The sequence below is a fragment of the Roseateles toxinivorans genome (genome assembly GCF_004362525.1).
Taxonomy (GTDB): Bacteria; Pseudomonadota; Gammaproteobacteria; order Burkholderiales; family Burkholderiaceae_C; genus Paucibacter; species Paucibacter toxinivorans.
The window spans coordinates 472,782-499,717 of the sequence record NZ_SNXS01000004.1; the positions used below are offsets into that span (position 1 = coordinate 472,782).

Consider the following 26,936-nt stretch of genomic DNA (forward strand, 5'->3'; position numbering starts at 1 on the left):
GCCTATGCCGGCCGCAGCAGCGCGCGCGCCGCCGTCACGATGTCGGCCACCTGGGGCAGAGTGGCCTCCTCCAGGTGCGCGGCATAGGGCACCGGCACCTCCCGGCTGCAGATCCGGCGCACCGGCGCATCGAGTTCGTACAGCGAGTCCTCGGCCAGACGCGCCGCGATCTCGGCGGAGATGGATCCGCTCTTCCAGCCCTCGTCCACGATCAGCGCGCGATGGGTGCGTGCGACCGAGGCAGCGACCGTCGCCATGTCCAGCGGGCGCAGCACGCGCAGGTCGATCACTTCCGCGGAGATGCCTTCGGCGGCCAGCAGATCGGCCGCCGCCAGGCATTTGGGAAGACTGTTGCCGAAGGTCACCAGGCTGAGATCCGAGCCGCTGCGGCGCACGCGTGCGTGCTCGATGTCGACGTCGCTGACCGCCGGGTCCAGCTCGCCCTCGACGTTGTAAAGCACGATGTGTTCGAAGATCAGCACCGGGTTCGGGTCGGCGAGCGCGGCGGCCAGCATGTGGCGGGCGTCCTCTATCGTGCCGGGCACCAGCACCTTCAGGCCCGGGATGTGGGCGTACCAGCCCTCCAGGCTGTGCGAATGCTGGGCCGCCAGCTGCCGCCCGCCACCGGTGGCCATGCGTATCACCAGCGGCACCGCGAACTGTCCGCCCGACATATGCGCCAGGCTGGCCGCGTTGTTCATGATCTGGTCCAGGGCCAGCAGGCTGAAGTTGCAGGTCATGATCTCGACGATGGGTCGCAGGCCGGCCAGTGCCGCACCGACGCCAGCGCCGACAAAGCCGTTCTCGGCCAGCGGTGTGTCGCGGACGCGATCCGGTCCGAATTCCTCCAGCAGGCCCTTGGTGACCCCGTAGCAGCCGCCGTAGCGGCCGACGTCCTCGCCCATCACGAAGCAGCGCGGATCGGCTTGCAGCGCCGCGCGGATGGCCTGGCGGCAGGCTTCGCGGTAGCTCATCCTGGACGATTTATCACTCACGGCTGCGTCTCCTGGACAACGCGATCCATCAGGACGAACTGTTCCAGCGCTTCGACCGGCTCCAGCGTGCCGGCCTCGGCGAAGGCCACCGCCGCATCCAGTTCGGCGGCAATCTCCGCATCAATTGCGGCGGCTTCCGCCTCGCTGAGCTGGTGGTTGTCCTGCATCCAGGTGCGCAGCGCAACGATAGGGTCGTGCTGCTTCCACTGCTCGACCTCGTCGCGGCTGCGGTAGGCCTGAGTGTCGAACATCGAGTGCGCGCGGAAGCGGTAGGTCCGGCATTCCAGCAGGTAGGGCCCCTTGCCGGCGCGGACGAGATCCAGCGCCAGCCGCGCGGCGTTCTCCACGCGCACCGGGTCGATGGCGTCGACCTGGGACCCGGCCATGCGGTAGGCCTCGGCCTTGCGGTACAGCTCCGGCTGCGACTCCGCCTCGGCCAGCGGCATGCCCATGGCGTAGAGGTTGTTCTCGCAGACGAACAGCAGCGGCAGCTTCCAGAGCGCCGCCAGGTTCATGCTCTCATGGAAGGCGCCTTCTCCCACTGCGCCCTCGCCGAAGAAGCAGACCGTCACGGTCCCCGGCCGCAACTGCTGGTCGGCCATGGCGATGCCGACGGCCAGCGGCAGCCCGCCGCCGACGATGGCGTTGCCGCCAAAGAAGCGGCGCTCGCGGTCGAAGATGTGCATCGAGCCACCCCTGCCGCGGCAGCAGCCCTCCTGCTTTCCCAGCATTTCCGCCATCAGCGCGGTCATGGGCACACCGCGCGCCAGCGCCTGGCCGTGCTCGCGATAGGTCGCCAGCACGGCATCGCCCTCCTGCAGCGCTGCCATCACGCCCACCGCCACGGGCTCCTCGCCGTCATAGAGATGCAGGAAGCCCCTGATCTTCTGGGCCTGATAGAGCTCGACGCAGCGGGACTCGAAGCGCCGGATGCGCAGCATCTGCCGGTACAGGGTCTGCAGGTGCTGGCGGTCGAGATGAAGTTTTGCGCTCATGCGTCGGACCTCACTTCTCGTCGCTTTCCAGCGTCGACAGGTCCCCTTCCGGCAGGCCCAGCTCACGCGCCTTGAGCAGGCGGCGCATGATCTTGCCGCTGCGGGTCTTGGGCAGATTGGAGCGGAACTCGATCTGCTTTGGCGCCACGGCGGCGCCCAGGCGCTGACGTGCATGGCCCAACAGTTCGCGCCGCAGCGCCTCGTCGGGTTCCCGTCCCGGCTTGAGCGCGACGAAGGCCTTGACCACCTCACCGGCCATCGCGTCCGGGATGCCGATCACGCCGGCCTCGGCCACGGCCGGATGCTCCATCAGCGCGCTTTCCACCTCGAAGGGGCCGATAAGATGGCCGGAGGACTTGATCACGTCGTCGGCCCGTCCGACGAACCAGTAGTAGCCATCGGCATCGCGGCGGGCCAGGTCGCCGGTCAGGTACCAGCCGTCGACGAAGCACTTGCGGTAGCGCTCGTCCTCATGAAGATAGCCCCGCATCATCGACGGCCAGGGCGTCTTCAGGGCCAGTTCGCCGTCGACCATGGGCTCGGCGATGAAGCGCAGGTCGGCGCCGTCGCGCTCGACAATCGCGGCGCCGATGCCCGGCAGCGGCCTGCCCATCGAGCCCGGCTTGATGTCCAGTGCTGCGAAGTTGGAGATCATGATGCCCCCGGTTTCGGTCTGCCACCAGTTGTCGTGGATGGGCATGCCGAATGCCTCCTGGCCCCAGACCACCGCCTCCGGGTTCAGCGGCTCGCCGACGCTGGCCATGAAGCGCAGGGCGCTCAGGTCGAAACCCTTCACCGCCTCGGCGCCGAGCTTCATCATCATGCGAATGGCGGTCGGGGCCGTGTACCAGACGTTGACCCGTTCACGCTCCAGGATGCCGTACCAGGTCTGTGCATCGAACTCTGCCTCCAGCACCACGTTCGTCACGCCACAGACCAGGGGCGCGATGATGCCGTAACTGGTGCCGGTCACCCAACCCGGGTCGGCGGTGCACCAGAACACGTCATCGTCGTGCAGGTCCAGGGCGTACCGGCCGGTGACCAGGTGCGCCAGGACCGCTGCATGGACATGCATCGCACCCTTGGGCCGGCCGGTGGTGCCGCTGGTGAAATGCAGCAGGCTCATGGTTTCGGGATCGGTCGGGGCGATGGTGTACTCGGGGGAGGCTGTATCGACCAGCTCCGACCACGCGGACACGCCGGGCTCGTCCTGCTGCGCCTGACCCACCAGAATCACATGCCTGAGGCCCGGCAGGCGAGGGCGCAGACCCTGCACCTTTCGCTTGTAGAGCTCAGGCGTCGTCACGAGCACGCGGGCGTCGCCGATCTCCGCGCGGGTGGCGATCGGCTCGGGGCCGAAGGCGGAGAACAGCGGGGTGACGACGCAGCGGGCCTTGAGCGCACCCAGTACCGCCACATACAACTCGGGCAGGCGCCCCAGCAGAACGAAGACCCGCTCGCCGGCCGCCACGTTCAGGCCTTCCAGCGCGTTCGCGAACTGGTTCGTCACCCGCGCCAGGTCGGTGTAGCTGAACTCGCGCCGCTGACCTTCCCTGCCCAGCCAGCGCAGCGCCGTGCGGTCGCCGCGCCCATGATTCAGATGACGGTCCACCGCCTCATACGCCACGTTCAGTCCTGCGCCGCCGGGCAGGCCGTCGAGCAGCCGGGCCGCCTTGGTCCAATCGAATTCGGCGACGGTGCGCTCATAGTCGACCAGATTGGGCTCGAGCCGCTGGTGGGTGCGCTTGTGAATCACGCTGACCACGGGTCCTTGGGCATCCATCATCGTGCGCCTCATGGGAACGGGGCCTTGATACTCGCCCTGGGCGTGGCGGTCAGGCTTGCGAATGATCAAGCCTGCCCGCGATTGCCCAGGGGGGCGTCGTGCGCTGGGCCTGCTGCTGCTTCTGTTGGTACCCAGGGCTGCACCCAAGAGCGGCACCGGCGCATCGTTCAACGGTACACAATCACGCGCCGCTTGCCCGTGCGCTTGGCCTCGTAGAGCGCCTGGTCGGCATGAAGGCACAACTCCGCAACCGTGTGGCCGTCCTTCGGATGCAGGGCAATGCCCACGCTGCACGACACCTCGGGCACCACGCCAGGGTACGGCGCACTCAGGGCGGCGACCAGCTTGCCTCCCACATGCTCCGCTTCGCCCTGGCCCGCATCGCCGAGCAGCACGACGAACTCGTCGCCGCCCAGCCGCGCCACCACGTCCGACTCGCGCAGCAGTCCAGCGATGCGCGACGCCGCCGCGATCAGCACGGTGTCACCCGCTTCATGGCCGTGCGTGTCGTTCACGGCCTTGAATCGGTCGAGGTCGATGGCCAGCGTGGCCAGGCTGGTGCCATGGCGATGCGCCTCGGCAAGTCGATTGCTCGCCAGTTCGTCGAACAGCAGGCGGTTGGGCAGTCCGGTGAGCGGGTCGTGCCGCGCTTGACGTCGTGCATCGTTGAGCATGCGGCCTGCCTGTACGATCGCTCGGGACACGGCTTCGGTTTCCTTGAGGCGGCTTGGGGGCAGGTATTCCGTGGGGCTCCCGCTGCCCAGCGAGAGCGCCGGCTCGACCAGGGCGCGCATCGAACCGCTGATGCGGGCGCTCAGTGAAGCCGCGACCCACAGACCCACCGTAAAGGCGGCCGCTGCGCTGGCGAGCAGCCAGGCGATGGAGCGATAGAAACCGGCCTCCACGGCAGACCGGGGCGCCCCCACGACCACGCTCCAGTTCGACACCGACGAGCGTGCCAGGCCGGCATAGGTGGGAATGCCCTCCATGCTTCGTGAGCTGATGGTGATTTCCGCCGGCTCGGTGTCCAGGAGTTCCATCACGTCCGCGGTCGCCTTCTGCCCGACATACTTCTCCGGGTCCCGCGTCCGGGCCACGATCGTCCCCGTCCCGTCAAGCACGGCCGCAACCCAGTGCCCCGGCATGGCCAGGCGGTTCAGGACCTCGGCGATGCGCTCAAGCGACAGCCCTACATTGAGGCTGTAGACGACCTGACCCTGACGGAAGACCGGCACGCCGATGGCTATCACCGGCTTGCCGGTCACGGGGCCGATGAACATGTCGGTCACCACGGGTTTGCCCGTCTCGAACACGCGCTGCAACTCGGCCGGCGTTCCGGTCTCGGGCAGGGGCTCACCGAAGTCGCGCAGGGTGTTCACCCGCTGCCGACCCTGCCGGTCGGTCATCACGTAGTTGTCGACGATCTGGAAGGCCAGGGCGCCGCGCGCCCGCTCGTGGAAGCCGCGCAGGTCGTCGACTGCCAAGGCCGGGGAGGTGGACAGGACCCGCAGGCCCGACACCACCCCTGAGAACTCGCGGTCCAGGGCCGCGGCCAGGCCGCGCGCCTGCAGCAAAGCGTCGCGTTCAAGCCGCGCACGATGCTGGCCATAGTTCTCGTGGACGAGATAGCCGGACACCAGCAGCGCCGGTGCGAGGCAGGCGGCCACCAGCCCGGTCAGGCTCGCGCGGATGGAATAGCGGCCCGGCGTGGGCGCGCCCTGACCCGATGCTTCGCTGCTGGGGTCGGGCGCGACACCCAGCAGGCGGTTCATCCGCACCGGTGGGTCCTGGAGCTGTGTCATCCGAAGGGCCCTGTGGCCGGATGCTTTCCGACTGCAATTGCCCCGCGGTCGCAGCTGACGAAGTCGCAAGACGTTCCGGCCAGTACCTCGTCCGCCCCGACCGCAACGCCTGCGATTGCGTGACCCCCTGTATCCGGTGCTGCGAATGCGACCATGCCCCTGGAGAACTCCATCTTGATCAAGGCATTCTGAGTTCCGAGCGTCAGCCGGCGATTGATCCAACTCAAGGGTGGCCAAGCAAGTTCCGGGCTCCATGCGCCACGGCCACCCGCCATGTGCGCAGCTTCGGCTGCCTGCCGTCGACGCTGAAGCTGGTGCGCCCGACTGGAAGGACCGGGTCGTGTTCCAGACCGGCTTTGGCGCCGAGCCGGAGGTCCGATGCTGGCCGGCCCCTGCAACGCCGTGTGCCGGAGCACTTCCGCGCCACCGCGTCGGGTTGACGGCCAGGCCCCTGCATTTCTGGCATCCTTGGCCTGTCACGCGATGCGACCGCAGCGTGGCCACATCACAAGACCGGAGGCAGCATGTCGGGCGGAAACTGGAAAGAACTCTTCCTGGCGGCCTGCGAGGGGGACATCGAGCTGGTCAGATACCACGTCAAAGGCGGCGTCGATATCAACTATGCCCACCCGGAGTTTCTGGCCACGCCACTGGTGGCCTGCATTCTGGCGCGGCAGGAGCCCATCGCGCTCTTTTTGCTGGCCAGCGGCGCCAATCCGCACCTGCTGTCCGAGTTCGACGGACTCACGCCGATTCAGGCCGCGCGTCAGGTGGGCCTGCCTGCGGTGGAGCGGCGCCTGTGCGAGCTGGGCGTTGCCGAGCCCGCCGTCGAGGCGCAGCGCAAGAGCTGGTGGCGCTTCTGGGGGAAACGAGCCGCCTGAGCCTGACTTGTCTTGACTCAGCAGGCCGCGCCGGTCAGCGCCGACTGCTCCAGCATGAACGCCGCGATCGCCTTGAACCTGGGCTGCGTCGCCACCGCCTCGGTGGTGATCAGCCAGTAGGCGCCTTGAGCGGCAATGCACTGCTGGAAGGGCCGGATCAGACGGCCCAGGGCCAGCTCGTCCTTGATCAGGGCCAGCCGGCCCAGGGCCACGCCGCGGCCCGCCATGGCGGCCATCAGCAGCGCATTGCTGTCATCGATCAGCTGGCCCTGGCGGACCTGGGCGTCCGTGATCCCGGCGTGCTGCATCCAGCGCGCCCAGTCTTCGAAGCTGTCTTCGTGCAGCAACGGGTAGTGGCGCAGGGCGGCAGGGTTGTCCAGCGGCTGTGAGTCACGGGGCAGGCCGGGTGAGCAGACCGGCGTCAGCAGCGTGCCGAACAGCTGCTGCGCCCACAGACGCTGCGGCGGCTCCAGGGTCCAGATCACCGCGGCCTCCGCGGCGCCGCGGCTGACCGCATCGGCCTGTGCGGTGTGGTGCAGATGCAGCTCGATCTCAGGATGGGCATCCCAGAAGTGCGGCAGGCGCGGCATCAGCCAGCGACTGGAGAAACTGGGTGTCACCGCCAGCTGCAGGCTCTGCTTTTGCTGATCACTCTGCTTGAGCTGGCCCAGCAGCTCGTCGATGCGGTCGAAGCTGCTGGACAGCACACCCACCAGGCGCTCGCCGGCCGGTGTGAGCCGCACCTGGCGCGGGCGGCGCTCGAACAGCGGCTGGCCCAGCGCCTCTTCGAGTGCCCGCACCTGGTGGCTGATCGCCGCCTGCGTGACGTGCAGCTCGGCGGCGGCCTGGGTGAAGGACAGCAGGCGCGCCGCCGCCTCGAAGCAGCGCAGCGCGTTCAGATGGTGCAGATGGCGTCGCATGGGGCGATGCTAATGCTTCAATGGATTAGCTGGACTTATGCATCAGGCAAATATTTCTCGTTTGTGCAATCACAGCCTTACGGTTGAAATAGCGTCATCGAAACGTTTCAAATGACGTGTCAGTCTCATGAGAAAAACCCTGGTATACCCGTATATCCCGAACTCGGTGCCCGAGGTCAGGGCCGCGATGCTGGCAGCCACCGGTGCGGCCTCTGTCGAGGAGTTCTATGCCGACATCCCGGCCGCGCTGCGCCTGCCGCGCCCGCTCGATCTGCCGGCACCGATGCTGTCGGAGGCGCGCCTCAAGCGCCATGTGCAGGGCCTGCTGGCGCGCAACACCCATTGCGGCGAGGTGCTGAGCTTTCTGGGCGGCGGCTGCTACCAGCACCATGTGCCGGCCCTGTGCGACGAGATCAACGGCCGCAGCGAATTCCTCACCGCCTATGCCGGCGAGCCCTATGACGACCACGGCCGCTTCCAGGCGTTGTGGGAGTACTGCTCGATGATGGGTGAGCTGCTCAATCTCGATGTGGTGAGTGTGCCCACCTATGACGGCTACCAGGCTGCCGCCACCGCCTGCTGCATGGCCGCCCGTTATCAAGGTAAGGACACCGGTCGCCGCCAGGTGCTGGTGGCTGCCAATGTGAACCCCGACAAGCGCTCGCACATAGAAACCTACGGGCGCAGCGAGATCGACTTCATCGAGGTGGGCTTCGACGCCGCCACCGGCCTGGTGGACCGCGCCGATCTGCAAGCCAAGCTGGGCCCGCAGGTGGCGGCCTTCTATGTGGACGTGCCCAACTACTTCGGCGGCATCGACGAGGGCGCCGCGCTGGCGGCCCTGGTGCAGCAGGCCGGCGCGCTGCTGATCGTCGGTGTCGATCCCAGCTCGCTGGGCGTGCTGACACCGCCCGGCGACTATGGCGCGACTATCGTCTGCGGCGACATCCAGCCGCTGGGCATGCATATGAGCTACGGCGGCGGCCACGGCGGCTTCATCGCCAGCCGCGACGACGAGGCGCTGGTGCTGCAATACCCGTCGCGGCTGTTCGGCATCGCGCCGACCTCGGTGCCGGGCCAGTACGGCTTTGGCGATGTGGCCTACCACCGCACCTCGTTCGACCAGCGCGAGAACGGCAATGAGTTCGTCGGCACCGCGGCCGCGCTGTGGGGCATCACGGCAGGCGTCTATCTGGCCAGCCTCGGGCCGCAGGGCATGGTGGAGCTGGGCGAGGGCATCCTGCGCCGCGTGGCCTATGCTCGCCAGCAGCTGGCCGCGGTGCCTGGCCTGCGCTTGGCCCATGCCGGCACCGCGCACTTCAAGGAGTTCGTGCTGGACTTCAATGCCAGCGGCTTCACGGTGGCGCAAGTCAATGCGGCGCTGCGTGAACGCGGCATCTTCGGCGGCCACGATCTCTCGGCCGCCTTCCCCGGTCTGGGCCAGAGCGCCCTCTATGCCTTCACCGAGCTGCACAGCCAGGCCGACATCGACGCGCTGGTGACGGCCCTGCGCGAACTGCTGACGAAATGAGCACCATGGAAAACATCTCCGCCCACCGCTTCACCGACGGCAAGCCCAATCTGCGCCGCTACCAGCAGGCCCGCTGGGACGAGCCGGTGATCTTCGAGCTCAGCCAACCCGGCGAGCGCGCCATCCTCCCGCCCGAGCTGGAGCCTGGCATTGAGGTCGACACACACGATGCCTTGCAACAATTGCCTCCCGGCATGCGCCGCACGCAGGCGCCGGCCCTGCCCGAGCTGAGCCAGAACCGTGTGCTGCGCCACTATCTGCGGCTGTCTCAGGAGAACCTCGGCGCCGACATGAATGTCGATGTGGGGCAGGGCACCTGCACGATGAAATACAACCCCAAGATCAATGAGCAGCTGGCCCGCGACCCGCGGATGAGCGAGCTGCATCCGCTGCAGGACGAGTCCACCGTGCAGGGCATCCTGCACGTGATGCATCAGATGGAACAGGTGATCTGCGAGGTCTCGGGCATGGACGCGGTGAGCCTGCAGCCCCGATCGGGCTCGCAGGCAATCTACGCCAATATCGCGATGATGCGGGCCTGGTTCGAAGCACGCGGCGAGGCTGGGGACAGAGACGAGATCATCACGACGATCTTCTCCCACCCCTCGGACGCCGCCTGCGCCAAGGTGCTGGGCTACAAGGTCATCACGCTGTATCCCGATGCCGATGGCTACCCCGATCTGGCGGCGATGAAGGCCGCCGTGGGCCCGCGCACCGCCGCGCTGATCATCACCAACCCCGAAGACACCGGCATCTTCAATCCCAGGATCGCCGCCTTCGTGGCCGCGGCGCACGAGGTGGGTGCGCTGGCCTGCTACGACCAGGCCAATGCCAATGGCCTGCTGGGCATCACCCGGGCGCGCGAGGCCGGTTTCGATCTGTGCCACTTCAATCTGCACAAGACCTTTGCAACACCCCATGCCTGCGGTGGGCCCGCCGTGGGCGCCTGTGCGGTCACCGCAGAACTCGCACGTTTTCTGCCGCGGCCTCGCGTCGTCAAGGAGGGCGAGCGCTACCGCATCGACCAGGGCGAGGCGCAGTCCATCGGCAAGGTGGCGGCCTTCATGGGCACGGCCAGCATCGTGCTGCGCGCCTATGCCTGGGTGATGAATCTGGGCGCTGCAGGGTTGCGCGAGGTGGCCGAGATTGCGGTGCTGAACAACAACTACATCATGAGTCAGCTGCTCAAGATTCCGGGCCTGAGCGCGCCCTATGCGGCGGGCAAGCGCCGCATCGAGCAGGTGCGCTACAGCTTGGCCGCGTTGAGCGAAGCCACCGGTGTCAGCTCCGGCGATATCGGCCTGCGCGCCGCCGACTACGGCACCCACTACTGGACCAGCCACCACCCCTATGTGGTGCCCGAGCCGGCCACCATCGAACCGACCGAGGCCTATTCGCGCGCCGATCTGGACGAGTTCGTGCAGATCATGGCCCAGGTGGCTCACGAGGCCCGCACCGACCCGGCGATGGTGCTGAGTGCGCCGCACAACTGCCCCACGAAGCGCGTGCAGGACGAGTATCTGGAAGACCCCAAGCGCTGGGCGATCACCTGGCGGGCCTGGCAGCGCAAGCTGGCCGAGCACGGCACGGCTGCTTGAGGCGATTCGTCATGCGCGTCGGCCTGATCATCAACCCCATCGCCGGTGCCGGCGGGCCCCTGGCCCTGCATGGCAGCGATGCCTTCCGGCCCGGCGCCGAGGCGCCAGGCTGGGCGGCGGGGCGGGCCGCGGAGGCGCTGCGGGTGCTGCTGGCCGGCTGTGCGCCGCAGTGGGTTTGCGGGGCAGGGGCGATGGGCGAGGATCTGCTGCATGCCTTGGGCCAGACGCCCCACGTGCTGGGCGCGCGCTGCTGGCCCAGCAGTGCGGATGAGACTCGCGAGATCGCCTCGCAGATGATTCAGCAAGACCTGGCCCTCCTGCTCTTTGTCGGTGGTGACGGCACGGCCCGCGATGTGCTGGATGCTGTCGGCGAGGCGATGCCTGTGCTGGGCATTCCCGCGGGGGTGAAGCTGCAGTCGGCCTGCTTCGGCGTCAGTCCCCGGGCGGCTGGCAGACTCGCAGCGGCTTATCTGACGGGGCAGCGTCGCGTCACCGAAGCCCGCGAAGTGCTGGACCTGGACGAGGCCGCCTTGGGCCAGGGCCGCGTGCAGGCCAAGCTCTACGGCCAGCTGCGCACGCCGGTCGATGCGCGCCTGCTGCAGGGCCGCAAGGCACGCAGCGAGGCGGGTGATGCGGTCGATGCAGCGCACCTGGCGGCCAGCCTCAGACCGCAGTTGCAGAAGGGCCTGCACTTCATCGGCCCCGGCTCCACCACCTGGGCCCTGAAGCAGGCGTTGGGCCTGGACGGCAGCCTGATCGGTGTCGATGTGGTGGTCGATGGCGCTCTGTGGCTGCGCGATGCCACCGAGGCGCAGCTGTGGGAACTGGTGCAGCAACGCCCTCGGCTCTGGCTCACCGCCATCGGCGGCCAGGGACATGTGCTGGGGCGGGGCAACGCGCCGCTGAGCCCGCGTGTGCTGCAGGCATTGGGCCGCGAGGCGCTGACGGTGCTGATCACGCCGCGCAAGCTGCAGGCCTTGGCGCGCACGCAGCTGCGGGTGGACTGCGGCTCGGCTGAGGTGGACGCGCTGTATGCCGGCGCCGTGCGGGCGCTGACAGGGCCCAGAGATCAAGCGATGCTGCAACTCGTTGCGGACTGAATCAATGAAGACGATGGAGAACGAGATGAATGACAAGCAAAAAGGCGAGCTCGCCCGCAAGGTCGCGCTGATCACCGGCGCCGGCTCCGGCATAGGCCGGGCCACGGCCCTGCTGTTTGCCCGCGAGGGCGCCCAGGTGGCGGTCTGCGACCTGAACCGCGACGGCGCCGAGGCGACCGTGGCCGCCATTCAGGCCGCCGGTGGCCAAGCCATCGTGGTGCAGGCGAATGTCGCCCTGGCCGCCGACTGCGAGCGCTCGGTGCGCGAAACGCTCGCCGCCTTCGGCCGGCTTGACGTGCTGTTCAACAACGCCGGCATCACCCGCCGGGCCAATGTGGTGGACACCAGCGAGGCCGACTGGGACGCGGTGATGGCGGTCAACGTCAAGTCCATCTTCCTGATGAGCAAGTACGCGGTGCCGGTGATGGCCGAACAGGGTGGCGGCAGCATCATCAACGCCGGCTCGGGCTGGGGCCTGGTGGGCGGCAAGGACGCGGTGTCCTACTGCGCCGCCAAGGGCGCGGTGGTGAACATGACGCGGGCGATGGCGGTGGACCATGGCCCGCAGCAGATCCGCGTCAACAGCGTCTGCCCCGGCGACACCGACACCGCCATGCTGCGCAACGAGGCCGCCCAGCTGGGCCTGGCCGCGACAGCCCTGGTCGAGGCCGGCAATGCCCGCCCGCTGATGCGCGTGGGCCAGGCCGAGGAGATTGCCCAGGTCGTGCTTTTTCTGGCCAGTGACCGCGCCTCCTTCGTCACAGGTTCCGCTTATGTGGTTGACGGCGGGGGTCTCGCAGGCTCTGCCTGAAGGGCCTACGCCCTGGGCTGGCGCCCTGTGAGCGCTGCCCTAGGGTTAGCCTGAATTCGCATTCAGTATGGAATAAATATATTCCGTGCATTCTTAAATAGAAACGTTTCAAATCATCATGCTGAATTGGGGAATCATCGGCGCCGGGAACATCTCGGGCGCTTTTGCCAAGGGCCTTCAACAGACCGACAGCGGCGGCCTGGTGGCGGTCGCTAGCCGCGATGCGGCCAAGGCCCGCGCCTTTGCCGACGAGCATGCAGCGCCGGGCACGGCGGTGGTCGCCCACGCCGGTTCTGATGGCTATGCGGCCCTGCTGGCCGATCCGACCGTGGAGGCCGTCTACATAGGCCTGCCGCACACCGAGCACCTGCACTGGACCGTGCGGGCGCTGCGCGCCGGCAAGCATGTGCTGTGCGAAAAGCCGCTGGGGCTGAATCACGCCGAGGCGATGATCGCCTATGACGAGTCCGAGCGCGCCGGCCGCGTGCTGATGGAAGCCTTCATGTACCGCTGCATCCCGCAGACGGCCAAGCTGCTGGAGCTGCTGAAGAGCGGCGTGATCGGCGAGCTGCGCCATATACAGACCTCGTTCTGCTATGCCTCCACGCCGCGCGCCGGCTCGCGCACCTGGGAGCCGGCGCTGGCCGGCGGCGGCATCCTCGATGTGGGTTGCTATCCGATGTCGATGGCGCGGCTGCTGGCCGGCGTGGCCCGCGGCCAGGCCTTCGCCGAGCCCACCGAGCTGCAGGCCATGGGCCATTTGCACGAGATGGGCGTCGATGCCTGGGCGCTGGCCACGCTGCGCTTCCCGGGCGACATCACGGCCCAGATCGCCACCGCGGTGAGCCTGGAGCAGGAGGAGTCCCTGCGCCTGGGCGGAACGAAGGGTGCCCTGGTCGTGCCCAAGCCCTGGTATGGCGCCGGTGCAGAGGCCGGCGAAAGCCGCATTGAGCTGTGGGTGGATGAGGCCCTGGCCCAGACCTGGACCATCACCACCGACCGCGGCCTTTACGCCTACGAGGCCGACACCTTTGCCCAGGCCGTCAAGACCGGTGCCGTTGCGCACCCGGCAATGAGCCCGGCCGACTCGATCGCCAATCTGGCCGCGCTGGACCGCTGGCGCAAGGCCATCGGCCTGGTCTACCCGAAGGAGCAGGCCCCCGCGCTGACAGGCCGCAACACGCTTGCCGGCCTGCCCATAACGCGCCGCCCCGAAGCCAACATGCGCTACGGCCAGGTGCCGGGTCTTGCAAAACCGGTGTCGCGCCTGATCATGGGCGTCGATCACCAGGAGTCGCTGCCCTATGCCGCGGCCCTGTTCGACGACTATCTGGAGCGCGGCGGCAATGCCTTCGACACCGCCTGGGTCTATGACTTCGAGGGCGGCCACTGTGAAGCCATCCTCGGCGATTGGCTGAAGGCGCGCGGCATCCGCGATGACATCGTGCTGATTGCCAAGAGCGCCCACACGCCCAACTGCACGCCCGAGGGCATGCGAACCGAGCTGGCCGAGAGTCTGGAGCGCCTGCAGACCGATTACGCCGACCTCTACGTCCTGCACCGCGACAACCCCGAGGTGCCGGTGGGCGAGTTCATCGATGCGCTGAACGAGCAGCGCAGCCGTGGCCGCTTCCAGGCCTTCGGCGGCAGCAACTGGTCGCTGGCCCGTGTGGCCGAGGCCAATGCCTATGCGGCCAAGACCGGCCAGCAGGGCTTTTCGCTGGTCAACAACCAGCTGAGCCTGGCCCGCATGCAAAGCCCCATCTGGCGCGGCTGCGTCTCGGCCGGTGACGTGGAGTCGCGCCGCTGGCTCGCCGAGCAAGGCCTGGCACTGTTCGCCTGGTCCTCGCAGGCCCGTGGCTTCTTCGTCGATGGCCGTTCCGCACCCAATCAGCGCGACGACGAGGAACTGGTGCGCTGCTGGTACAGCGAGGCCAACTTCCTGCGCCTGGCCCGTGCCCGCGAGCTGGCCCAGCGCAAGGGCTGCGCCGCCATCAATATCGCGCTGGCCTGGGTGCTGGCTCAGGGCTTCCCTGCCTTCAGTCTGATAGGCCCGCGCAGCATTGCCGAGACCGCCAGCTCGATGCGGGGCCTGGACGTGCACTTGAGCGCCGACGAACTGGCCTGGCTGGACCTGACGGACCTGGGAGCGCCGGCATGAGCCTGACGCTGCGCGCTCCCACCAAGGTCGGCATCATCGGTGCCGGCGACATCTTCCCGGCCTATGCCAAGGGCCTGCAGGCCTTCGGCAATGTGCAGCTGATCGCGGTGGCCGATGCGCGCGCCGACGTGGCCGAGCAGCGCGCCAGCGAGTTCGACATCGAGGCCATGACGCCCGCCCAGCTGCTCGCCAGCGAGGCCCAGATCATCATCAATCTGACACCGCCCGCCGCGCATCTGGCGGTAGGCAAGCAGGTGCTGGAAGCGGGCAAGCATCTCTACACCGAGAAGCCGCTGGGCTCCAGCTTCGTCGAGGGCCAGGCGCTGATGGAGGCGGCGGCCCGCGCCGGCCGGCGCATCGGCTGCGCACCCGATACCTTCTTGGGTGGCGCGGGCCAGGCCGCACGTGCGCTGGTGGACTGTGGACGGCTGGGCCGCATCGTTGCCGGCCAGGCTTGCATGATGGAGCGGGGCCCGGACGACTGGCACCCGAACCCCGAGTTCTTCTACCGCCCCGGCGCCGGCCCGCTGATGGACATGGGCGTCTATTACCTGACCCAGCTGGTGCAGTTGCTGGGCCCGGTGCGTCGCGTCAGCGGCATGGCCCATACCAGCTGGCTGCGGCGCGAGGTGCCGCGCGGGCCGCGCCAGGGCCAGAGCATCGAGGTCGAGACTCCCACCCATGTGGTGGCGGGCCTGGAGTTCGAGGCCGGCGCCTTTGTCACGCTCAGCACCAGCTTCGATGTGTGGAAGCACAGGTCCAGCCATATCGAACTCTATGGCGAGCAGGGCTCGGTGGTGCTGCCCGACCCGAACCAGTTTGGCGGCGAGCTGAGCTTTAGCGAGCAGGACGGCGACTGGCAAGACATGGCCCCACGCGCCTTCACCGGCCGCCATCGCGGCCTGGGTGTGGCCGAGATGGCCTGGGCGATTTCCGCCGGCCAACCGCACCGCGCCAACGGAGAGCTGGCCCTGCATGTGCTGGAAGTCATGGACGCCACCCTGCGTGCCGCCGACAAGGCGACACCGGTGCTGCTGACCACGCGCTGTGCCCGGCCCGCGCCGCTGCCGCTGGGCTTTGCGCAGCAGATCGCCTGCGAGGTGGCCGCATGATGAACAGGATCGCCCTGCAGCTCTACACCGTGCGCAGCGCCGGTGGCCTGGCCTCGCGCCTGTCCGTGGCGCGCGAGGCCGGCTATGCCTGGGTGGAGACCGAAGGCCTGCACGGCCTGACCGCCGCCGACTTCATCAGCACCATGCAGGCCTCCGGCCTGGGCCTGGCCTCGATGCATGTCGAGATGAGCGACCTGGCGCAGCGCCTGCCCGACATACTGCAGGCGCTGGGTGAGCTGGATTGCCAACAGCTGGTGATGCCCTGGCTGGACGAGGAGGAGCGACCTTCCGATTCCGCCGGCTGGGCGGTTCTGGCCGCGCAGCTGCAAGCCTATGCGCAAGACCTGGCGCCTCAAGGCATCGGCCTGGCCTATCACAACCATGCGTTCGAGTTCGAACGTCTGGACGATGGTCGCACGGTGCTGGAAACGATCTTTGACGCCGCGCCGCGCTTGAGCTGGCAGCCCGATGTGGCCTGGGTGGCCCGTGCTGGCCAAGACCCGGCCGCCTGGCTGGAACGTTACGCCACCCGCCTGCAATCGGTGCATGTCAAGGACCTGGCCCACGAGGGCAGCGAGCCCGCCGAACAGGGCTGGGCCACGCTGGGTGAGGGCCGTCTGCCATGGGGCCAGTGGCTGCCGGGCCTGGCGACGAGGCTGCAGACCTTCATCGTCGAGCATGACCATCCGAGCCAGCCGGCGCGCACCGCGCGGGTCGGTTTCCAGTACCTGTCCCAACGCCTGGGCTGAGCAGCATGGCCCATCTGAGCATCCAGCATCTGCGCAAGACCTTCGGCCCGGTGGAGGTCCTGAAGGACATCAATCTCGAGATTGCCGACCGCGAGTTTGTCTGCTTCCTCGGGCCTTCGGGCTGCGGCAAGTCGACGCTGTTGCGCTGCATCGCCGGACTGGAGGAGGTGCAGGGCGGTGAGCTGCGCATCGACGGCCAGCGCATCAACGAGCTGCCGCCGGCCGAGCGCGATCTGGCCATGGTGTTCCAGAGCTATGCGTTGTATCCGCACATGTCGGTGCGCAAGAACCTGGCCTTTGGTCTGAGCCTGCGCGGCCGACCCAAGGGCGAGATCGAGGCGCGCATTCTTGAAGCGGCGCGCATGCTGCAGCTGGAAGAGCTGCTGGAGCGCAAGCCGCGCCAGCTCAGCGGCGGCCAGCGCCAGCGGGTGGCGATCGGCCGTGCCATCGTGCGCCAGCCGCGCATCTTTCTGTTCGACGAGCCGCTGTCGAATCTCGACGCTGCGCTGCGCGAGAACACCCGCATGGAGCTGGCGCGCCTGCACCAGAGCCTGCAGGCGACGATGGTCTATGTCACCCACGACCAGGTGGAGGCGATGACCCTGGCCACCAAGGTGGTGGTGCTGAACCAGGGCCGCATCGCCCAGGTCGGCCGGCCGCTGGAGCTCTATCACTCTCCAGCCGATCTGTTCGTGGCCGGCTTCATTGGCTCGCCGCGGATGAATCTGCTGCCTGCCGAAGCCTTGACTGGCGCTGCTGCGCGACCAGGGGCCAAAACACTGGGCATACGGCCCGAGCATCTGCGTTTGGGCGACACCGGCGCGCTGCGCGCCCAGGTGCTGATGATGGAGCGCCTGGGAGCTCAAAGCCTGGTGCATTTGCGTCTTGCCAATGGAAGCGCGCTCACGGCCAGTGTCGAAGGCGCCCGTGCGGTGCGCAATGGTGAGCAGGTGGGGCTGGACTTCCCTTGCGAGCACGTCCACGCCTTCGGAGTGGATGGGCGCGCGCTGCCGCGGGTCTTGAGCGAGGCGGTGCAGGATGCACTGGCGCTGGCATGAAGTTGCTCGACTCTTTCGTGGCGCGGCAGAGGGGGCGGGGGGCCGGCCACGACGGGCTGAAGCTTGGGTCGGTCCCTTCGGACCGACCTCCAGCTTCTTTATGCCCGCCATGGCCGGCCCCCCGCCCCCTCCGCGGATGTGCTGGTGGCCCGCAAGCCAAGTTCGTGCGCGCCGTGCACGCCGGTGCCAGCAGGGATGAGGGTGTGCCGGTCGCAGCGGGCATCAAGAAGCCGGAGTCCGGTCCGTGCAGGGCCGGGCAAGGCTTCAGCTCGCAGCGGCCGGCGCGCCCTCGTCCCTGCCGCTCCGCACGTCACGTGTCCTACTTCGCACAGAGCGCAGTGGAGCAACCGACATGACGAAACATTTCCTCGTTCTCATGGCCCTGCTGATGCCCATCTGGGCCACAGCCCAGGTGCTGCGCTTCGCCACCTGGGATGGCAGCGAGAACCTCGACATCCAGCGCCGCATTGCCGCGGCCTTCGAGCAGCGCCACCCCGGTGTACGCGTGCAGGTGGAGGCCTATGGCGGTGGCTTCAACCAGAAGCTCTCGGCCTCGTTCGGCGCGCACAACCCGCCCGATGTGACGATGATGTGGAACTTCCCGCTCTATCACCGCGTGCTGGAGCCCCTGGATGTCTGGCAGGCGCGCGACCCCGCATTCGACGCGGCCGATATGGTGCCGGGCCTGCTGCGTTTCGCCACGGTGGAAAGCCGGCTCTACGGCGTGCCGGCCGGCTTCACCAGCCAGGTCATCTACTACAACAAGGACATGTTCGACCGCGCCGGCCTGGCCTATCCGCGGGCCGACTGGCGTTGGGAAGATTTGCGTGCGCTGTCGCAAAAGCTCAGCAGCCCCTCCGCCAAGGTCTATGGCTATGGCCTTGACGTGGCCCCCGATCCCTATGACTTCCAGGGCTATCTGTGGAGCGCCGGCGGCCGCATGCTGGGCGCCGATGGCCACCGGGTGCAGGGCGAGCTCGACAGCGCCTCGTCGCAAGCGATGTTCACGATGCTGCTGGGCCTGCTGGACCAGGGCCTGGCCGCAACGCTGGGCGTGGGCGACGGCAAGAACCAGCGCCAGCTGTTCGTGGCCGACCGGGTGGCGATGCTGATGGACGGTGCGGCCTTCCGGCTGGAACTGGCCCAGGACGGCAAGCGTTATGGCATCGCGCCGCTGCCCAGCTTCCAGGGCCGGCCGGCGCAGAGCGTGGTCAGCGTCTCGTCGCTGGCGATTGCACGGGACTCGAAGCAGAAGGACCTGGCCTGGCAATTCATCAAGTTCTACAGCAGTGCCGAGGCGGTGCGCATGCGTCAGGGCGATCTGCCGGTGCTCCTGAGCGTGGCGCGTGAACTGAAGCTGCAGTACGACCCGCTGGTGCAGCCGTTTTACGCGATGGCCCTGAGCATGCAGGAGGTGCCGGCCTTTCTGCTGAACCCGCGCTGGACCCGTGCCTCGGGCGTGGTGCGCGATGCCATTCAGGAGGTGTTTCTGAAAAAGGGCGATGTGCAGCAGGTCCTCTCCCGTGCGGCACTCAAGGCCGAAAGGAAACTCCAATGAGCGTCCGCCTGATGGAGCCTGTTGCGGTGGCCGTGACGCCACGGGCGACCCAACGCCGCCGTCTGCGCTGGCCCCGTGGCCTCACACCCTGGCTCTTCGTCGCGCCCTGGGTGCTGGGCTTCGCGGCCTTCACGCTCGGGCCACTGCTGTACTCGCTCTACACCAGTTTCTTCGACTGGCCGCTGATGGGCGGCGAGCGCTTCATCGGCCTGGAGAACTACCGCCGCATCCTGACGACGGACGACGACTTCTGGGAGGCGCTGTGGGTCACCTGCCGCTTCGCCGGCCTGTACGTGCCCCTCCATCTGGCCGCCGCGCTGGGCCTGGCCCTGCTGCTGAACCGGCGCGGCTGGGGCCAGGGGCTGTTCCGCACGCTGTTCTATCTGCCCAGCATGCTGTCGGGCGTGGCCCTGGTGACGATCTGGACCTGGATCTACAGCCAGGAATACGGCCTGCTCAACTACCTGCTGAGCCTGGTGGGTCTGGCGCCGGTCAACTGGCTGGGCAGCCCGCGCTGGGCGATGTGGTCGGTGGTGATCGCCAGCCTGTGGAGCCTGGGCGGCACGATGCTGGTGTTCCTGGCCGGGCTCAAGGGCATATCGGTTGATCTGTACGAGGCGGCGGCGCTGTCGGGCGTGTCCAGGCTCAAGCAGTTCACCCACATCACCTTGCCGCTGCTGTCGCCGGTGCTGCTGTTCAATCTGGTCACGACCTTGATCGCGGCCTTCCAGCAACTGACCCTGGCCCTGCTGCTGACCGAGGGCGGCCCGCTGAAGTCCACCTATATGCTGGCCATGTACATCTATGACACCGCCTTCAAGTTCTTCGACATGGGCTATGCCTCGGCCCTGTCCTGGCTGCTGTTCCTGCTGATACTGGTGCTGTCCATGAGCGTGATGCGCTTCTCCAGCCTGTGGGTGTTCTACGAGAACGAAGTGAAGCGTGACGGAGGCAAGGCATGACCCCCTTCGATTCGGCACGCCACGCCCGCAGGCTGGCCTACTACACCGTCATGCTGGCCCTGGCCCTGGCCTTCGCCCTGCCGCTGTACTGGACGCTGGTGACGGCGCTGAAGGCCAAGAGCGAGCTCTACACCTGGCCTCCGGTCTGGTGGCCAGCCCTGCCGCGCTGGCAGAACTTCGTGGAAGCTTGGGCAGCCCAGCCCTTTGGCCAGTTCCTGTGGAACTCGCTGCTGGTGGGCGGGCTGTCGACCATAGGCCAGCTGTTCTCGTCCAGCCTGGTGGCCTATGGCTTCGCCCGCTTCGAGTTCCGCGGCCGCGACACGCTGTTCATGGTGATGCTGGGTTCGATGATGATTCCCTGGGATGTGACCATGATCCCGCTGTACATGCAGTTCAACGCTTTAGGCTGGATCAACACCCTGAAGCCGCTGATCGTGCCCAATTTCTTCGGCGCGGCCTTCTACATCTTTCTGCTGCGCCAGTTCATCATGAGCATCCCGCGCGAGCTCGACGAGGCTGCGCGCATGGACGGGGCGAACGCCTGGCAGATCTACTGGCGCATCCACCTGCCCTTGATGGCGCCGGCCCTGGTGCTGGTGGGCACCTTCCAGTTCCTGGGCAGCTGGAACGACTATCTGGGCCCGCTGATCTTTCTGAACGACCAGAGCAGCTACACGCTTCCGCTGGGCCTGGCCCAGTTCCGCGGCCTGCACGCCAACAACCTGACCGCCATTGCCGCGATGACCGTGCTGCTGTGCCTGCCGCCGCTGCTGCTGTTCTTCATGGCCCAGCGCCACATCATGGAGGGCGCCAGTGCCGGCGCGGTGAAGGGATGACCCGCTTGAATCTGTTCGATCCTCGGTCCGTGCCGCTCTCAAGGCGCGGCAGCTGGCTGTGCGTGTCATGGATTCCCGAGGACGCTGCTTTCTGGCTGCGCAATCTGCGCGGCGGCGACGAGCACACCGATCTGGGCCGGCTGTTCAAGCTGCTGCCGATCGATGGCGAGGGCAGGGAGGTGCATGGCACATGGTCGCTGCGGCCCGACTCGCTGAGCTTTCATTCCGAGGCCGGCGAGCTGCACCTGGCCTTTGCCGATGCCGACACCTTGGCCCTGCAAGGCCGCGGCCTGAGCCTGCGTCTCACGCTGCAGAGCAAGCGCTACGACTATGCCCAACGCCTGAGTGAAGAGTCCATACATGTCAGCTGCGCCAGCCAGGATCTGTCGGCCCGCGTGGCCTTGAACGGAGGTGCATTGCAGCTCGACGCCCCCTGGCAGGGCCAGCGCGCCGAGCACATCGCGCTGGATCTGCGGCCCGATGCGGCCGGCGTGGTGGCAGCTTCCATCCATCTCTATCGCGTGATGCCGGCACGCAGCGATGTGGCCTTGTTCGAGACCGCGCGCGCCGATGCCGCCGCCGACTTCGAAGTCTGGCTGGGCCAGACGCTGGCGGTCGATGAAGGTCTGCAGCCCCTGCGCCAGCTGGCCGCCTACATCACCTGGTCCTGCATCGTCCCGGCCGAAGGCCGGCTGCACTACCCGGCGATGTATATGTCCAAGAACTGGATGACGAACATCTGGAGCTGGGACCATTGCTTCAACGCGCGGGCCCTGGCTGCGCAGCAGCCCGAGCTGGCCTGGCAGCAGATGGCGGTGCTGTTCGAGCTGCAGCACGAGAGCGGCCGCCTTCCCGATTTCGCCAACGACCTGCAGGCCTACTGGCGCTTCACCAAGCCGCCGGTGCATGGCTGGACGGTGGCTCAGCTGCGTAGCCAGGCGCCCTGGTCGCCAGAGCGCAGCGCCCAGATGCACGACTGGCTGGCCGCACAAGCACGCAGCTGGCTGGCCACGGCGCCCGCGAATGGCCTGCCGGCCTACGACCATGGCAACGACGCCGGCTGGGACAACGCCACCGTGTTCCTGCAGGGCACACCGCTGCAGAGCCCCGATCTCAGCAGCTTTTTGATACTGCAGCTGGAAGAGCTGGCCGCCCTGGCCGAGGGCTTGAGCCGGCCCGAGCAGGCGCGCGACTGGCGCAACCAGGCCGACGCCCTGTTCGAGCGGCTGATGGCCCAGCTCTGGACCGGCGAGCGCTTCGTCGCTCGCCTCGCCGACGGCGCCGTGGTGAACGATGGCGACAGCCTGATCGCCTACACCCCGCTGCTGCTGGGTTCACGCCTGCCTGCGGCCATTAGCGAGCAACTGCTGGCCGAGCTGTTCGAGACCGGCCGCTTCCTGAGCCCCCATGGCCTGGCCACCGAGTCACAGCGCAGCCCGCACTACCGCGCCGATGGCTACTGGCGCGGCCCGATCTGGGCGCCGACGACGATGCTGTTCGTTGACGCGATGGACCGCTGCGGCCGCCGCGATCTGGGCGACGAGCTGGCGCGACGTTTTACCGCGATGTGCGCCGCCTCCGGCCTGGCCGAGAACTTCGATGCGCAAAGCGGTGCGCCGCTGCGCGATCCCGCCTTCACCTGGACCTCCAGCGTGGCCCTGTTGCTGGGGCACCGCCTGCTGAAGAAGAACACCGTATGAGCGAACCCAAAGTCACGCTGAAGACCCTGATGCGCCACACCGGCCTGTCGCTGGGCACGGTGTCGCGCGCGCTGCAGGACGGCCCCGAGGTCAGGCGCGAGACGCGCGAGTTGGTCAAGGCCGCTGCCCGCGAGCTGGGCTACACGCCCAATCTGGCCGGCGTGAAGCTGCGCACCGGCAAGACCTACACGCTGTCCATCGTGCTGCCGGTCGAGAACAGCGAGCAGGACTTCACCGACAGCGGCTTCATGGCCCTGGTCTCGGGCCTGCACGCGGCCCTGGCCGGCACCTTCTACAGCCTGGTGGTGCAGCCCGAGCTGCCCGATGAGGACCCGGTCGCGGCGCTGCGCAAGCTGGTGGAAGCCCGCCGCGTCGACGGCCTGGTGCTGACGCAGACCCGGCCGCAGGACGAGCGCATCCGCTATCTCTTGGCCCAGGACTTTCCCTTCGTCAGCTATGGCCGCAGCGCGCTGGAGCAGGCCCATCCCTGGTACGACACCGACCATGAAGACATGGCCTACCGCGCCACCCAGCGGCTGATCGCCTGCGGCCACCGCCAGATCGCCATGCTCAACCCGCCGGCCGAGCTGATGTACAGCCAGCACCGCGACGCAGGCCACCGCCGCGCGCTGCGCGAGGCGGGGCTGCCGCATGAGCCGGCGCTGACCCAGTGCTCGGGCCTCTCGGCCGCCGATGGCCGCCGCCTGGTGCTGGAGCTGGCCAAGCGCCAGCCCCGGCCCACGGCGTTTGTCTGCGCGAACGAATACGCCGCGCTGGGCGCCCTGTCGGCCTTTGCCGAGCTGGGCTGGCAGGCCGGCCGCGAGGCCGCCGTGGTGGCCACCGACGACAGCAATGTCAGTGCCTATTTCGTGCCGCCGCTGTCCACCTACTACGCCTCGCTGCATGGCGCCGGCCGCCAGCTGGGCCAGCTGCTGCTGCGCCGGCTGGACGGCAAGCCGGTGGAGCAGCTGTGCGTGCTGGAGCAGGCACAGCTGATCGAACGCCAAAGTGATCGACTGGGAGGCCAAGCATGAAAACGATCCAAGGCCCCGGCCTCTTCCTGGCCCAGTTCGCCGGTGACCTGGCGCCGTTCGACACGCTGGACCATCTGGCCGAGTGGTCGGCCGGCCTGGGCTTCGCCGCGCTGCAAATCCCCAGCTGGGACGCACGCCTGTTCGATCTGGCCTTGGCCGCCGAGAGCCAGACCTATTGCGACGATCTGCGTGGCCGGCTGGCCGCCAAGGGCTTGCAGATCAGCGAGCTGTCCACCCATCTGCAAGGCCAGCTGCTGGCCGTGCACCCGGCCTACGACAGGCAGTTCGATGGCTTTGCCGCACCGGCCGTGCGAGGCGACGCAGCCGAACGCAGTGCCTGGGCCGCCGGGCAGCTGAAGCTCGCCGCGCGGGCCTCGGCCCGGCTGGGGCTGAAGGCCCACGCTACCTTCTCCGGCGCGCTGGCTTGGCCCTACCTCTACCCCTGGCCGCAGCGGCCGGCCGGACTGATCGAGGAGGCCTTTGCCGAACTGGCGCGGCGCTGGCGGCCCGTGCTCGATGCCTTCGACGAGGCCGGCGTCGATGTCTGCTACGAGCTGCACCCGGGCGAGGACCTGTTCGACGGCCTGACCTTCGAGCGCTTTCTCGACGCCGTGGGCCAGCACCCCCGCGCCAACATCCTCTACGACCCCAGCCACTTCCTGCTGCAGCAGCTGGACTACCTGGCCTTCATCGACATCTACCACGCACGCATCCGCGCCTTCCACGTCAAGGACGCGGAGTTCCGTCCGAATGGCCGGCAGGGCGTCTATGGTGGCTATGCGCCTTGGCTGGAGCGGGCCGGGCGCTTCCGCTCGCTGGGCGACGGGCAGATAGCCTTCGGCGCGATCTTCTCGAAGCTTGCGCAGCACGACTACCCGGGCTGGGCGGTGCTGGAGTGGGAATGCTGCCTGAAGCATCCCGTGGACGGTGCGCGCGAAGGCGCCGAGTTCATCAAGCGGCACATCATCCGCGTGGCCGATCGCGCCTTCGATGATTTTGCCGATGGGCAGACGCCGCGCGCGGAGTTGCGCCAGCTGCTGGGCTTGGAGGGCGACGCATGAACGCACCGCTCCGTCTAGGAATGGTGGGAGGCGGGCAGGGCGCCTTCATCGGTGGCGTGCACCGCATGGCCGCGCGGCTGGACGGGCAATGGCAGCTGGTGGCCGGTGCGCTGGCCAGCGACCCGCTGCGTGCGCTGGCCAGCGCCGACGAACTGGGCCTGGACTCGTCGCGCAGCTACGCCAGCTGGGAGGAGATGGCGAGGCGCGAGGCGGCGCGGCCCGATGGCATTGATGCGGTCGCCATCGTTACGCCGAATCATCTGCATGCCCCGGTGGCTACGGCGTTCCTTGAGGCGGGCATTGATGTGATCTGCGACAAGCCGCTGGCCACCTCGCTGGCCGATGCACGCGCGCTGCAGGCGCTGGCCCGGCGCCGCGAGCGCCTGCTGTGCCTGACCCATACCTACAGCGGCTACGCCATGGTGCGGCAGGCCCGCGCGATGGTGGAGGCCGGTGAGCTGGGCGCGTTGCGCCTGATACAGGTCGAGTACGCGCAGGATTGGCTCGCCGAGCCAATCGAACAGACGGGGCATGAACGAGGCAACAAGCAGGCCGCATGGCGCTGCGACCCGGCGCTGGCCGGCCCGGCCGGCGCGCTGGGCGATATCGGCACCCATGCCTACCATCTGACCAGCTTTGTCAGCGGTCTGCAGGCTGAAAGTGTCTGCGCCGAGCTGAGCAGCCTGGTGCCCGGGCGCCGGCTGGACGACCATGTGCAGGCCATGCTGCGCTTTCCCGATGGCGTGCGCGGCCTGCTGTGGGCCAGCCAGGTGGCCACCGGTTGCGAGAACGCCCTGAGGCTGCGCGTCTATGGCAGCCGTGCCAGCCTGGAGTTTGCGCAGGAGCAACCGAACGAGCTGCTCTTCACCCCGCTGGGTGGCGCCACGCAGCGCCTCACCAGGGGCCGGGTGGGCAGCGCCGAGGCGCAGGCCGCCACGCGCCTTCCAGCCGGCCATCCCGAGGGCTATCTGGAGGCCTTTGCCCAGCTCTACCGCGATGCGGCCGAGCACATTCGCGCGCGACGCGAGGGCAGGGCCGTAGCCCCGGCAAGCCGTTGGCTCACCACCGCCGCCGATGGCGTGGCCGGCCTGGCCTTTGTCGAGGCGGTGCTGGCCAGCCACCGGGCCGGCAGCGCCTGGACCCCCTTGCAGCAAGAAGGAGCAATACCGTGATCGCGATAGGCGAACGAAACCCGGCCGGCGCCCGCCTGCTGGCCGATGTGGGCGGCACCCATGTGCGCCTGGGCTGGCAGGGCGCAAACGGCGCAGCCATCGAGCATGTGCAGACGCTGGCCTGCGATGCCCACCGTGACCTGGGCGAATGCTTGCAGCGCTATCTGCAGACCCTGGACGCGGCCGGTGCAGCCCGCCCCATCCAGGCGGCCCTTGGCGTGGCCAGTGCCGTGCTGGACGATCAGATCCGCCTGACCAACCGCGACTGGGGCTTCTCGGTCCAAGCCCTGCACAGGCAGCTGGAGCTGCAGCGCCTGGTGGTGCTGAACGATTTCACCGCGCTGGCGCTGGCGATACCGGCGCTGCCGGAGCCGGATTTCTGGCATGTTGGTGGCCCCGCGACGGGTGCACCAGGACCACTGGCCGTGATCGGGCCTGGTACCGGCCTTGGCGTCTCCGGTCTGGTGCCGCAAGCGGACCGACAGTGGGTCGCGCTCCAGACCGAGGGCGGTCATGTCAGCCTCGCGCCGCAGAACGATCGAGAAGCCGCGCTGTTGGCAAACCTGCGTCAGCGTTTCGGCCGCGTCTCCGCCGAGCGGGTGCTGTCGGGGCCAGGTCTTGCCAACCTGCTGAAGGCGATTGCCGAGGTGGATGGCCGGCCTCTCACCACCGTGCCCAGCCCGGCCCAGGTGCTCGGCCAGGCCCTCGCCGGCGAGCTGCAGAGCGCCGAGGCGCTGGCCCTGTTCTGCGCCTTCCTGGGCGATGTGGCAGGCGACCTGGTGCTGTCGCTGGGCGCCCGTGGCGGTGTGTACATCGGCGGCGGCATCGTGCCGCGCCTGGGAGCCGCGCGCTTCCGGCGCTCGGACTTCCGCCAACGCTTTGAAGCCAAGGGGCGGCTCGCCGGCTATATGCACGAGGTGCCTTCCTATGTGATTGCGAGCCAGGAGCCACCGGCCCTGCTTGGAGCGAGTCGAGCGCTATGAACCGAAGCCCGCCGACATAACCCGACAACGGCGTGCCTGGGGCAGGCGCGACCGTCCTCTACCGAAGTTGCCATGCAGGGCCGTTCAGGGCCGGCAGGGGCTTCCCTTTGCCCGCGTTTCGTACTGACCAT

Annotated in this window: 22 protein-coding genes; 17 read left to right on the forward strand and 5 right to left on the reverse strand. The window is 68.1% G+C overall.

The genetic code is table 11. From position 1 onward, the window contains the following. Positions 1-2 precede the first annotated feature (2 nt). The 4 genes from DES47_RS17250 to DES47_RS17265 form a co-directional block, all read right to left on the reverse strand. Positions 3-995 (reverse strand): alpha-ketoacid dehydrogenase subunit beta, encoded by a 993-nt coding sequence (locus tag DES47_RS17250; protein ID WP_243748348.1) that lies wholly within the window; start codon positions 993-995, stop codon positions 3-5. Next, positions 992-1,990: a pyruvate dehydrogenase (acetyl-transferring) E1 component subunit alpha gene (pdhA, locus tag DES47_RS17255; RefSeq protein WP_133701963.1), complete on the reverse strand. Its 999-nt coding sequence runs from the start codon at positions 1,988-1,990 to the stop codon at positions 992-994. Before pdhA ends, DES47_RS17250 begins: the two co-directional genes overlap by 4 nt. Before the next feature lie 10 nt (positions 1,991-2,000). Continuing rightward, positions 2,001-3,773, reverse strand: a complete 1,773-nt coding sequence (gene acsA / locus DES47_RS17260) for an acetate--CoA ligase (RefSeq protein WP_133702183.1) — start codon at positions 3,771-3,773, stop codon at positions 2,001-2,003. A gap of 170 nt (positions 3,774-3,943) precedes the next feature. Further along, positions 3,944-5,548 carry a sensor domain-containing diguanylate cyclase gene (locus DES47_RS17265; RefSeq protein WP_133701964.1) on the reverse strand — a complete coding sequence of 535 codons (1,605 nt, stop codon included), beginning with the start codon at positions 5,546-5,548 and terminating at the stop codon, positions 3,944-3,946. A gap of 554 nt (positions 5,549-6,102) precedes the next feature. Between DES47_RS17265 and DES47_RS17270 the strand changes: the two genes are divergently transcribed. Beyond that, on the forward strand, positions 6,103-6,459 hold the full coding sequence (locus DES47_RS17270) for an ankyrin repeat domain-containing protein (RefSeq protein ID WP_133701965.1): 357 nt from the start codon (positions 6,103-6,105) through the stop codon (positions 6,457-6,459). 17 nt (positions 6,460-6,476) lie between these two features. Here DES47_RS17270 and DES47_RS17275 read toward each other — a convergent pair whose 3' ends face one another. Next, the gene (locus DES47_RS17275) at positions 6,477-7,379 is read right to left on the reverse strand and encodes a LysR substrate-binding domain-containing protein (RefSeq protein ID WP_133701966.1); all 903 of its coding nucleotides are present in this window, start codon (positions 7,377-7,379) and stop codon (positions 6,477-6,479) included. 127 nt (positions 7,380-7,506) lie between these two features. On the opposite strand from DES47_RS17275, the gene gcvPA reads away from it, so the two are divergent. The 16 genes from gcvPA to glk all read left to right on the forward strand — a co-directional run bounded on the left by gcvPA (position 7,507) and on the right by glk (position 26,805). Continuing rightward, positions 7,507-8,910 (forward strand): aminomethyl-transferring glycine dehydrogenase subunit GcvPA, encoded by a 1,404-nt coding sequence (gene gcvPA / locus DES47_RS17280; protein WP_133701967.1) that lies wholly within the window; start codon positions 7,507-7,509, stop codon positions 8,908-8,910. Between the two features lie 5 nt (positions 8,911-8,915). Further along, a complete protein-coding gene (gene gcvPB, locus DES47_RS17285) occupies positions 8,916-10,508 on the forward strand; it encodes an aminomethyl-transferring glycine dehydrogenase subunit GcvPB (RefSeq protein ID WP_243748349.1) in 1,593 nt (530 codons plus the stop codon). An 11-nt stretch (positions 10,509-10,519) separates the two neighbouring features. Next, positions 10,520-11,608, forward strand: a complete 1,089-nt coding sequence (locus tag DES47_RS17290) for an ATP-NAD kinase family protein (protein ID WP_133701969.1) — start codon at positions 10,520-10,522, stop codon at positions 11,606-11,608. 25 nt (positions 11,609-11,633) lie between these two features. Then, on the forward strand, positions 11,634-12,419 hold the full coding sequence (locus tag DES47_RS17295; RefSeq protein ID WP_133701970.1) for an SDR family NAD(P)-dependent oxidoreductase: 786 nt from the start codon (positions 11,634-11,636) through the stop codon (positions 12,417-12,419). A gap of 118 nt (positions 12,420-12,537) precedes the next feature. Then, on the forward strand, positions 12,538-14,580 hold the full coding sequence (locus DES47_RS17300) for an aldo/keto reductase (RefSeq protein ID WP_133701971.1): 2,043 nt from the start codon (positions 12,538-12,540) through the stop codon (positions 14,578-14,580). Continuing rightward, entirely contained in the window at positions 14,577-15,692 is a 1,116-nt protein-coding gene (locus DES47_RS17305; RefSeq protein ID WP_133701972.1) for a Gfo/Idh/MocA family protein, read from the forward strand. Before DES47_RS17300 ends, DES47_RS17305 begins: the two co-directional genes overlap by 4 nt. After that, positions 15,689-16,441 (forward strand): sugar phosphate isomerase/epimerase family protein, encoded by a 753-nt coding sequence (locus tag DES47_RS17310; RefSeq protein WP_133701973.1) that lies wholly within the window; start codon positions 15,689-15,691, stop codon positions 16,439-16,441. Before DES47_RS17305 ends, DES47_RS17310 begins: the two co-directional genes overlap by 4 nt. Before the next feature lie 5 nt (positions 16,442-16,446). Next, positions 16,447-17,499, forward strand: a complete 1,053-nt coding sequence (locus DES47_RS17315; RefSeq protein WP_133701974.1) for an ABC transporter ATP-binding protein — start codon at positions 16,447-16,449, stop codon at positions 17,497-17,499. 352 nt (positions 17,500-17,851) lie between these two features. After that, a complete protein-coding gene (locus DES47_RS17320) occupies positions 17,852-19,057 on the forward strand; it encodes an ABC transporter substrate-binding protein (protein WP_133701975.1) in 1,206 nt (401 codons plus the stop codon). Continuing rightward, entirely contained in the window at positions 19,054-20,019 is a 966-nt protein-coding gene (locus DES47_RS17325) for a carbohydrate ABC transporter permease (RefSeq protein WP_208115036.1), read from the forward strand. The genes DES47_RS17320 and DES47_RS17325 overlap by 4 nt, the downstream gene beginning before the upstream one ends. Continuing rightward, entirely contained in the window at positions 20,016-20,855 is an 840-nt protein-coding gene (locus DES47_RS17330; RefSeq protein ID WP_133701976.1) for a carbohydrate ABC transporter permease, read from the forward strand. The genes DES47_RS17325 and DES47_RS17330 overlap by 4 nt, the downstream gene beginning before the upstream one ends. After that, positions 20,852-22,555: an amylo-alpha-1,6-glucosidase gene (locus DES47_RS17335; protein ID WP_133701977.1), complete on the forward strand. Its 1,704-nt coding sequence runs from the start codon at positions 20,852-20,854 to the stop codon at positions 22,553-22,555. The genes DES47_RS17330 and DES47_RS17335 overlap by 4 nt, the downstream gene beginning before the upstream one ends. Next, positions 22,552-23,589, forward strand: coding sequence for a LacI family transcriptional regulator (locus tag DES47_RS17340; RefSeq protein WP_133701978.1), 1,038 nt, complete (start codon positions 22,552-22,554; stop codon positions 23,587-23,589). Before DES47_RS17335 ends, DES47_RS17340 begins: the two co-directional genes overlap by 4 nt. Then, positions 23,586-24,650 (forward strand): sugar phosphate isomerase/epimerase family protein, encoded by a 1,065-nt coding sequence (locus DES47_RS17345; protein ID WP_133701979.1) that lies wholly within the window; start codon positions 23,586-23,588, stop codon positions 24,648-24,650. Before DES47_RS17340 ends, DES47_RS17345 begins: the two co-directional genes overlap by 4 nt. Further along, entirely contained in the window at positions 24,647-25,822 is a 1,176-nt protein-coding gene (locus DES47_RS17350) for a Gfo/Idh/MocA family protein (protein WP_243748350.1), read from the forward strand. The genes DES47_RS17345 and DES47_RS17350 overlap by 4 nt, the downstream gene beginning before the upstream one ends. Next, a complete protein-coding gene (gene glk, locus DES47_RS17355) occupies positions 25,819-26,805 on the forward strand; it encodes a glucokinase (protein WP_243748351.1) in 987 nt (328 codons plus the stop codon). Before DES47_RS17350 ends, glk begins: the two co-directional genes overlap by 4 nt. The last annotated feature ends 131 nt before the right edge of the window (positions 26,806-26,936 follow it).

Bases quoted from the DNA above. Each gene is read 5' to 3' on its own strand.
- DES47_RS17295 (WP_133701970.1), top strand. From the start codon at position 11,634: ATGAATGACAAGCAAAAAGGCGAGCTCGCCCGCAAGGTCGCGCTGATC.
- DES47_RS17290 (WP_133701969.1), top strand. From the start codon at position 10,520: ATGCGCGTCGGCCTGATCATCAACCCCATCGCCGGTGCCGGCGGGCCC.
- DES47_RS17330 (WP_133701976.1), top strand. From the start codon at position 20,016: ATGACCCCCTTCGATTCGGCACGCCACGCCCGCAGGCTGGCCTACTAC.
- DES47_RS17300 (WP_133701971.1), top strand. From the start codon at position 12,538: ATGCTGAATTGGGGAATCATCGGCGCCGGGAACATCTCGGGCGCTTTT.
- pdhA (WP_133701963.1), bottom strand. From the start codon at position 1,990: ATGAGCGCAAAACTTCATCTCGACCGCCAGCACCTGCAGACCCTGTAC.
- DES47_RS17265 (WP_133701964.1), bottom strand. From the start codon at position 5,548: ATGAACCGCCTGCTGGGTGTCGCGCCCGACCCCAGCAGCGAAGCATCG.
- gcvPA (WP_133701967.1), top strand. From the start codon at position 7,507: ATGAGAAAAACCCTGGTATACCCGTATATCCCGAACTCGGTGCCCGAG.
- DES47_RS17305 (WP_133701972.1), top strand. From the start codon at position 14,577: ATGAGCCTGACGCTGCGCGCTCCCACCAAGGTCGGCATCATCGGTGCC.
- DES47_RS17275 (WP_133701966.1), bottom strand. From the start codon at position 7,379: ATGCGACGCCATCTGCACCATCTGAACGCGCTGCGCTGCTTCGAGGCG.
- DES47_RS17270 (WP_133701965.1), top strand. From the start codon at position 6,103: ATGTCGGGCGGAAACTGGAAAGAACTCTTCCTGGCGGCCTGCGAGGGG.
- DES47_RS17350 (WP_243748350.1), top strand. From the start codon at position 24,647: ATGAACGCACCGCTCCGTCTAGGAATGGTGGGAGGCGGGCAGGGCGCC.
- DES47_RS17325 (WP_208115036.1), top strand. From the start codon at position 19,054: ATGAGCGTCCGCCTGATGGAGCCTGTTGCGGTGGCCGTGACGCCACGG.
- gcvPB (WP_243748349.1), top strand. From the start codon at position 8,916: ATGGAAAACATCTCCGCCCACCGCTTCACCGACGGCAAGCCCAATCTG.
- DES47_RS17315 (WP_133701974.1), top strand. From the start codon at position 16,447: ATGGCCCATCTGAGCATCCAGCATCTGCGCAAGACCTTCGGCCCGGTG.
- DES47_RS17340 (WP_133701978.1), top strand. From the start codon at position 22,552: ATGAGCGAACCCAAAGTCACGCTGAAGACCCTGATGCGCCACACCGGC.
- DES47_RS17335 (WP_133701977.1), top strand. From the start codon at position 20,852: ATGACCCGCTTGAATCTGTTCGATCCTCGGTCCGTGCCGCTCTCAAGG.
- DES47_RS17320 (WP_133701975.1), top strand. From the start codon at position 17,852: ATGACGAAACATTTCCTCGTTCTCATGGCCCTGCTGATGCCCATCTGG.
- DES47_RS17345 (WP_133701979.1), top strand. From the start codon at position 23,586: ATGAAAACGATCCAAGGCCCCGGCCTCTTCCTGGCCCAGTTCGCCGGT.
- acsA (WP_133702183.1), bottom strand. From the start codon at position 3,773: ATGGATGCCCAAGGACCCGTGGTCAGCGTGATTCACAAGCGCACCCAC.
- DES47_RS17310 (WP_133701973.1), top strand. From the start codon at position 15,689: ATGATGAACAGGATCGCCCTGCAGCTCTACACCGTGCGCAGCGCCGGT.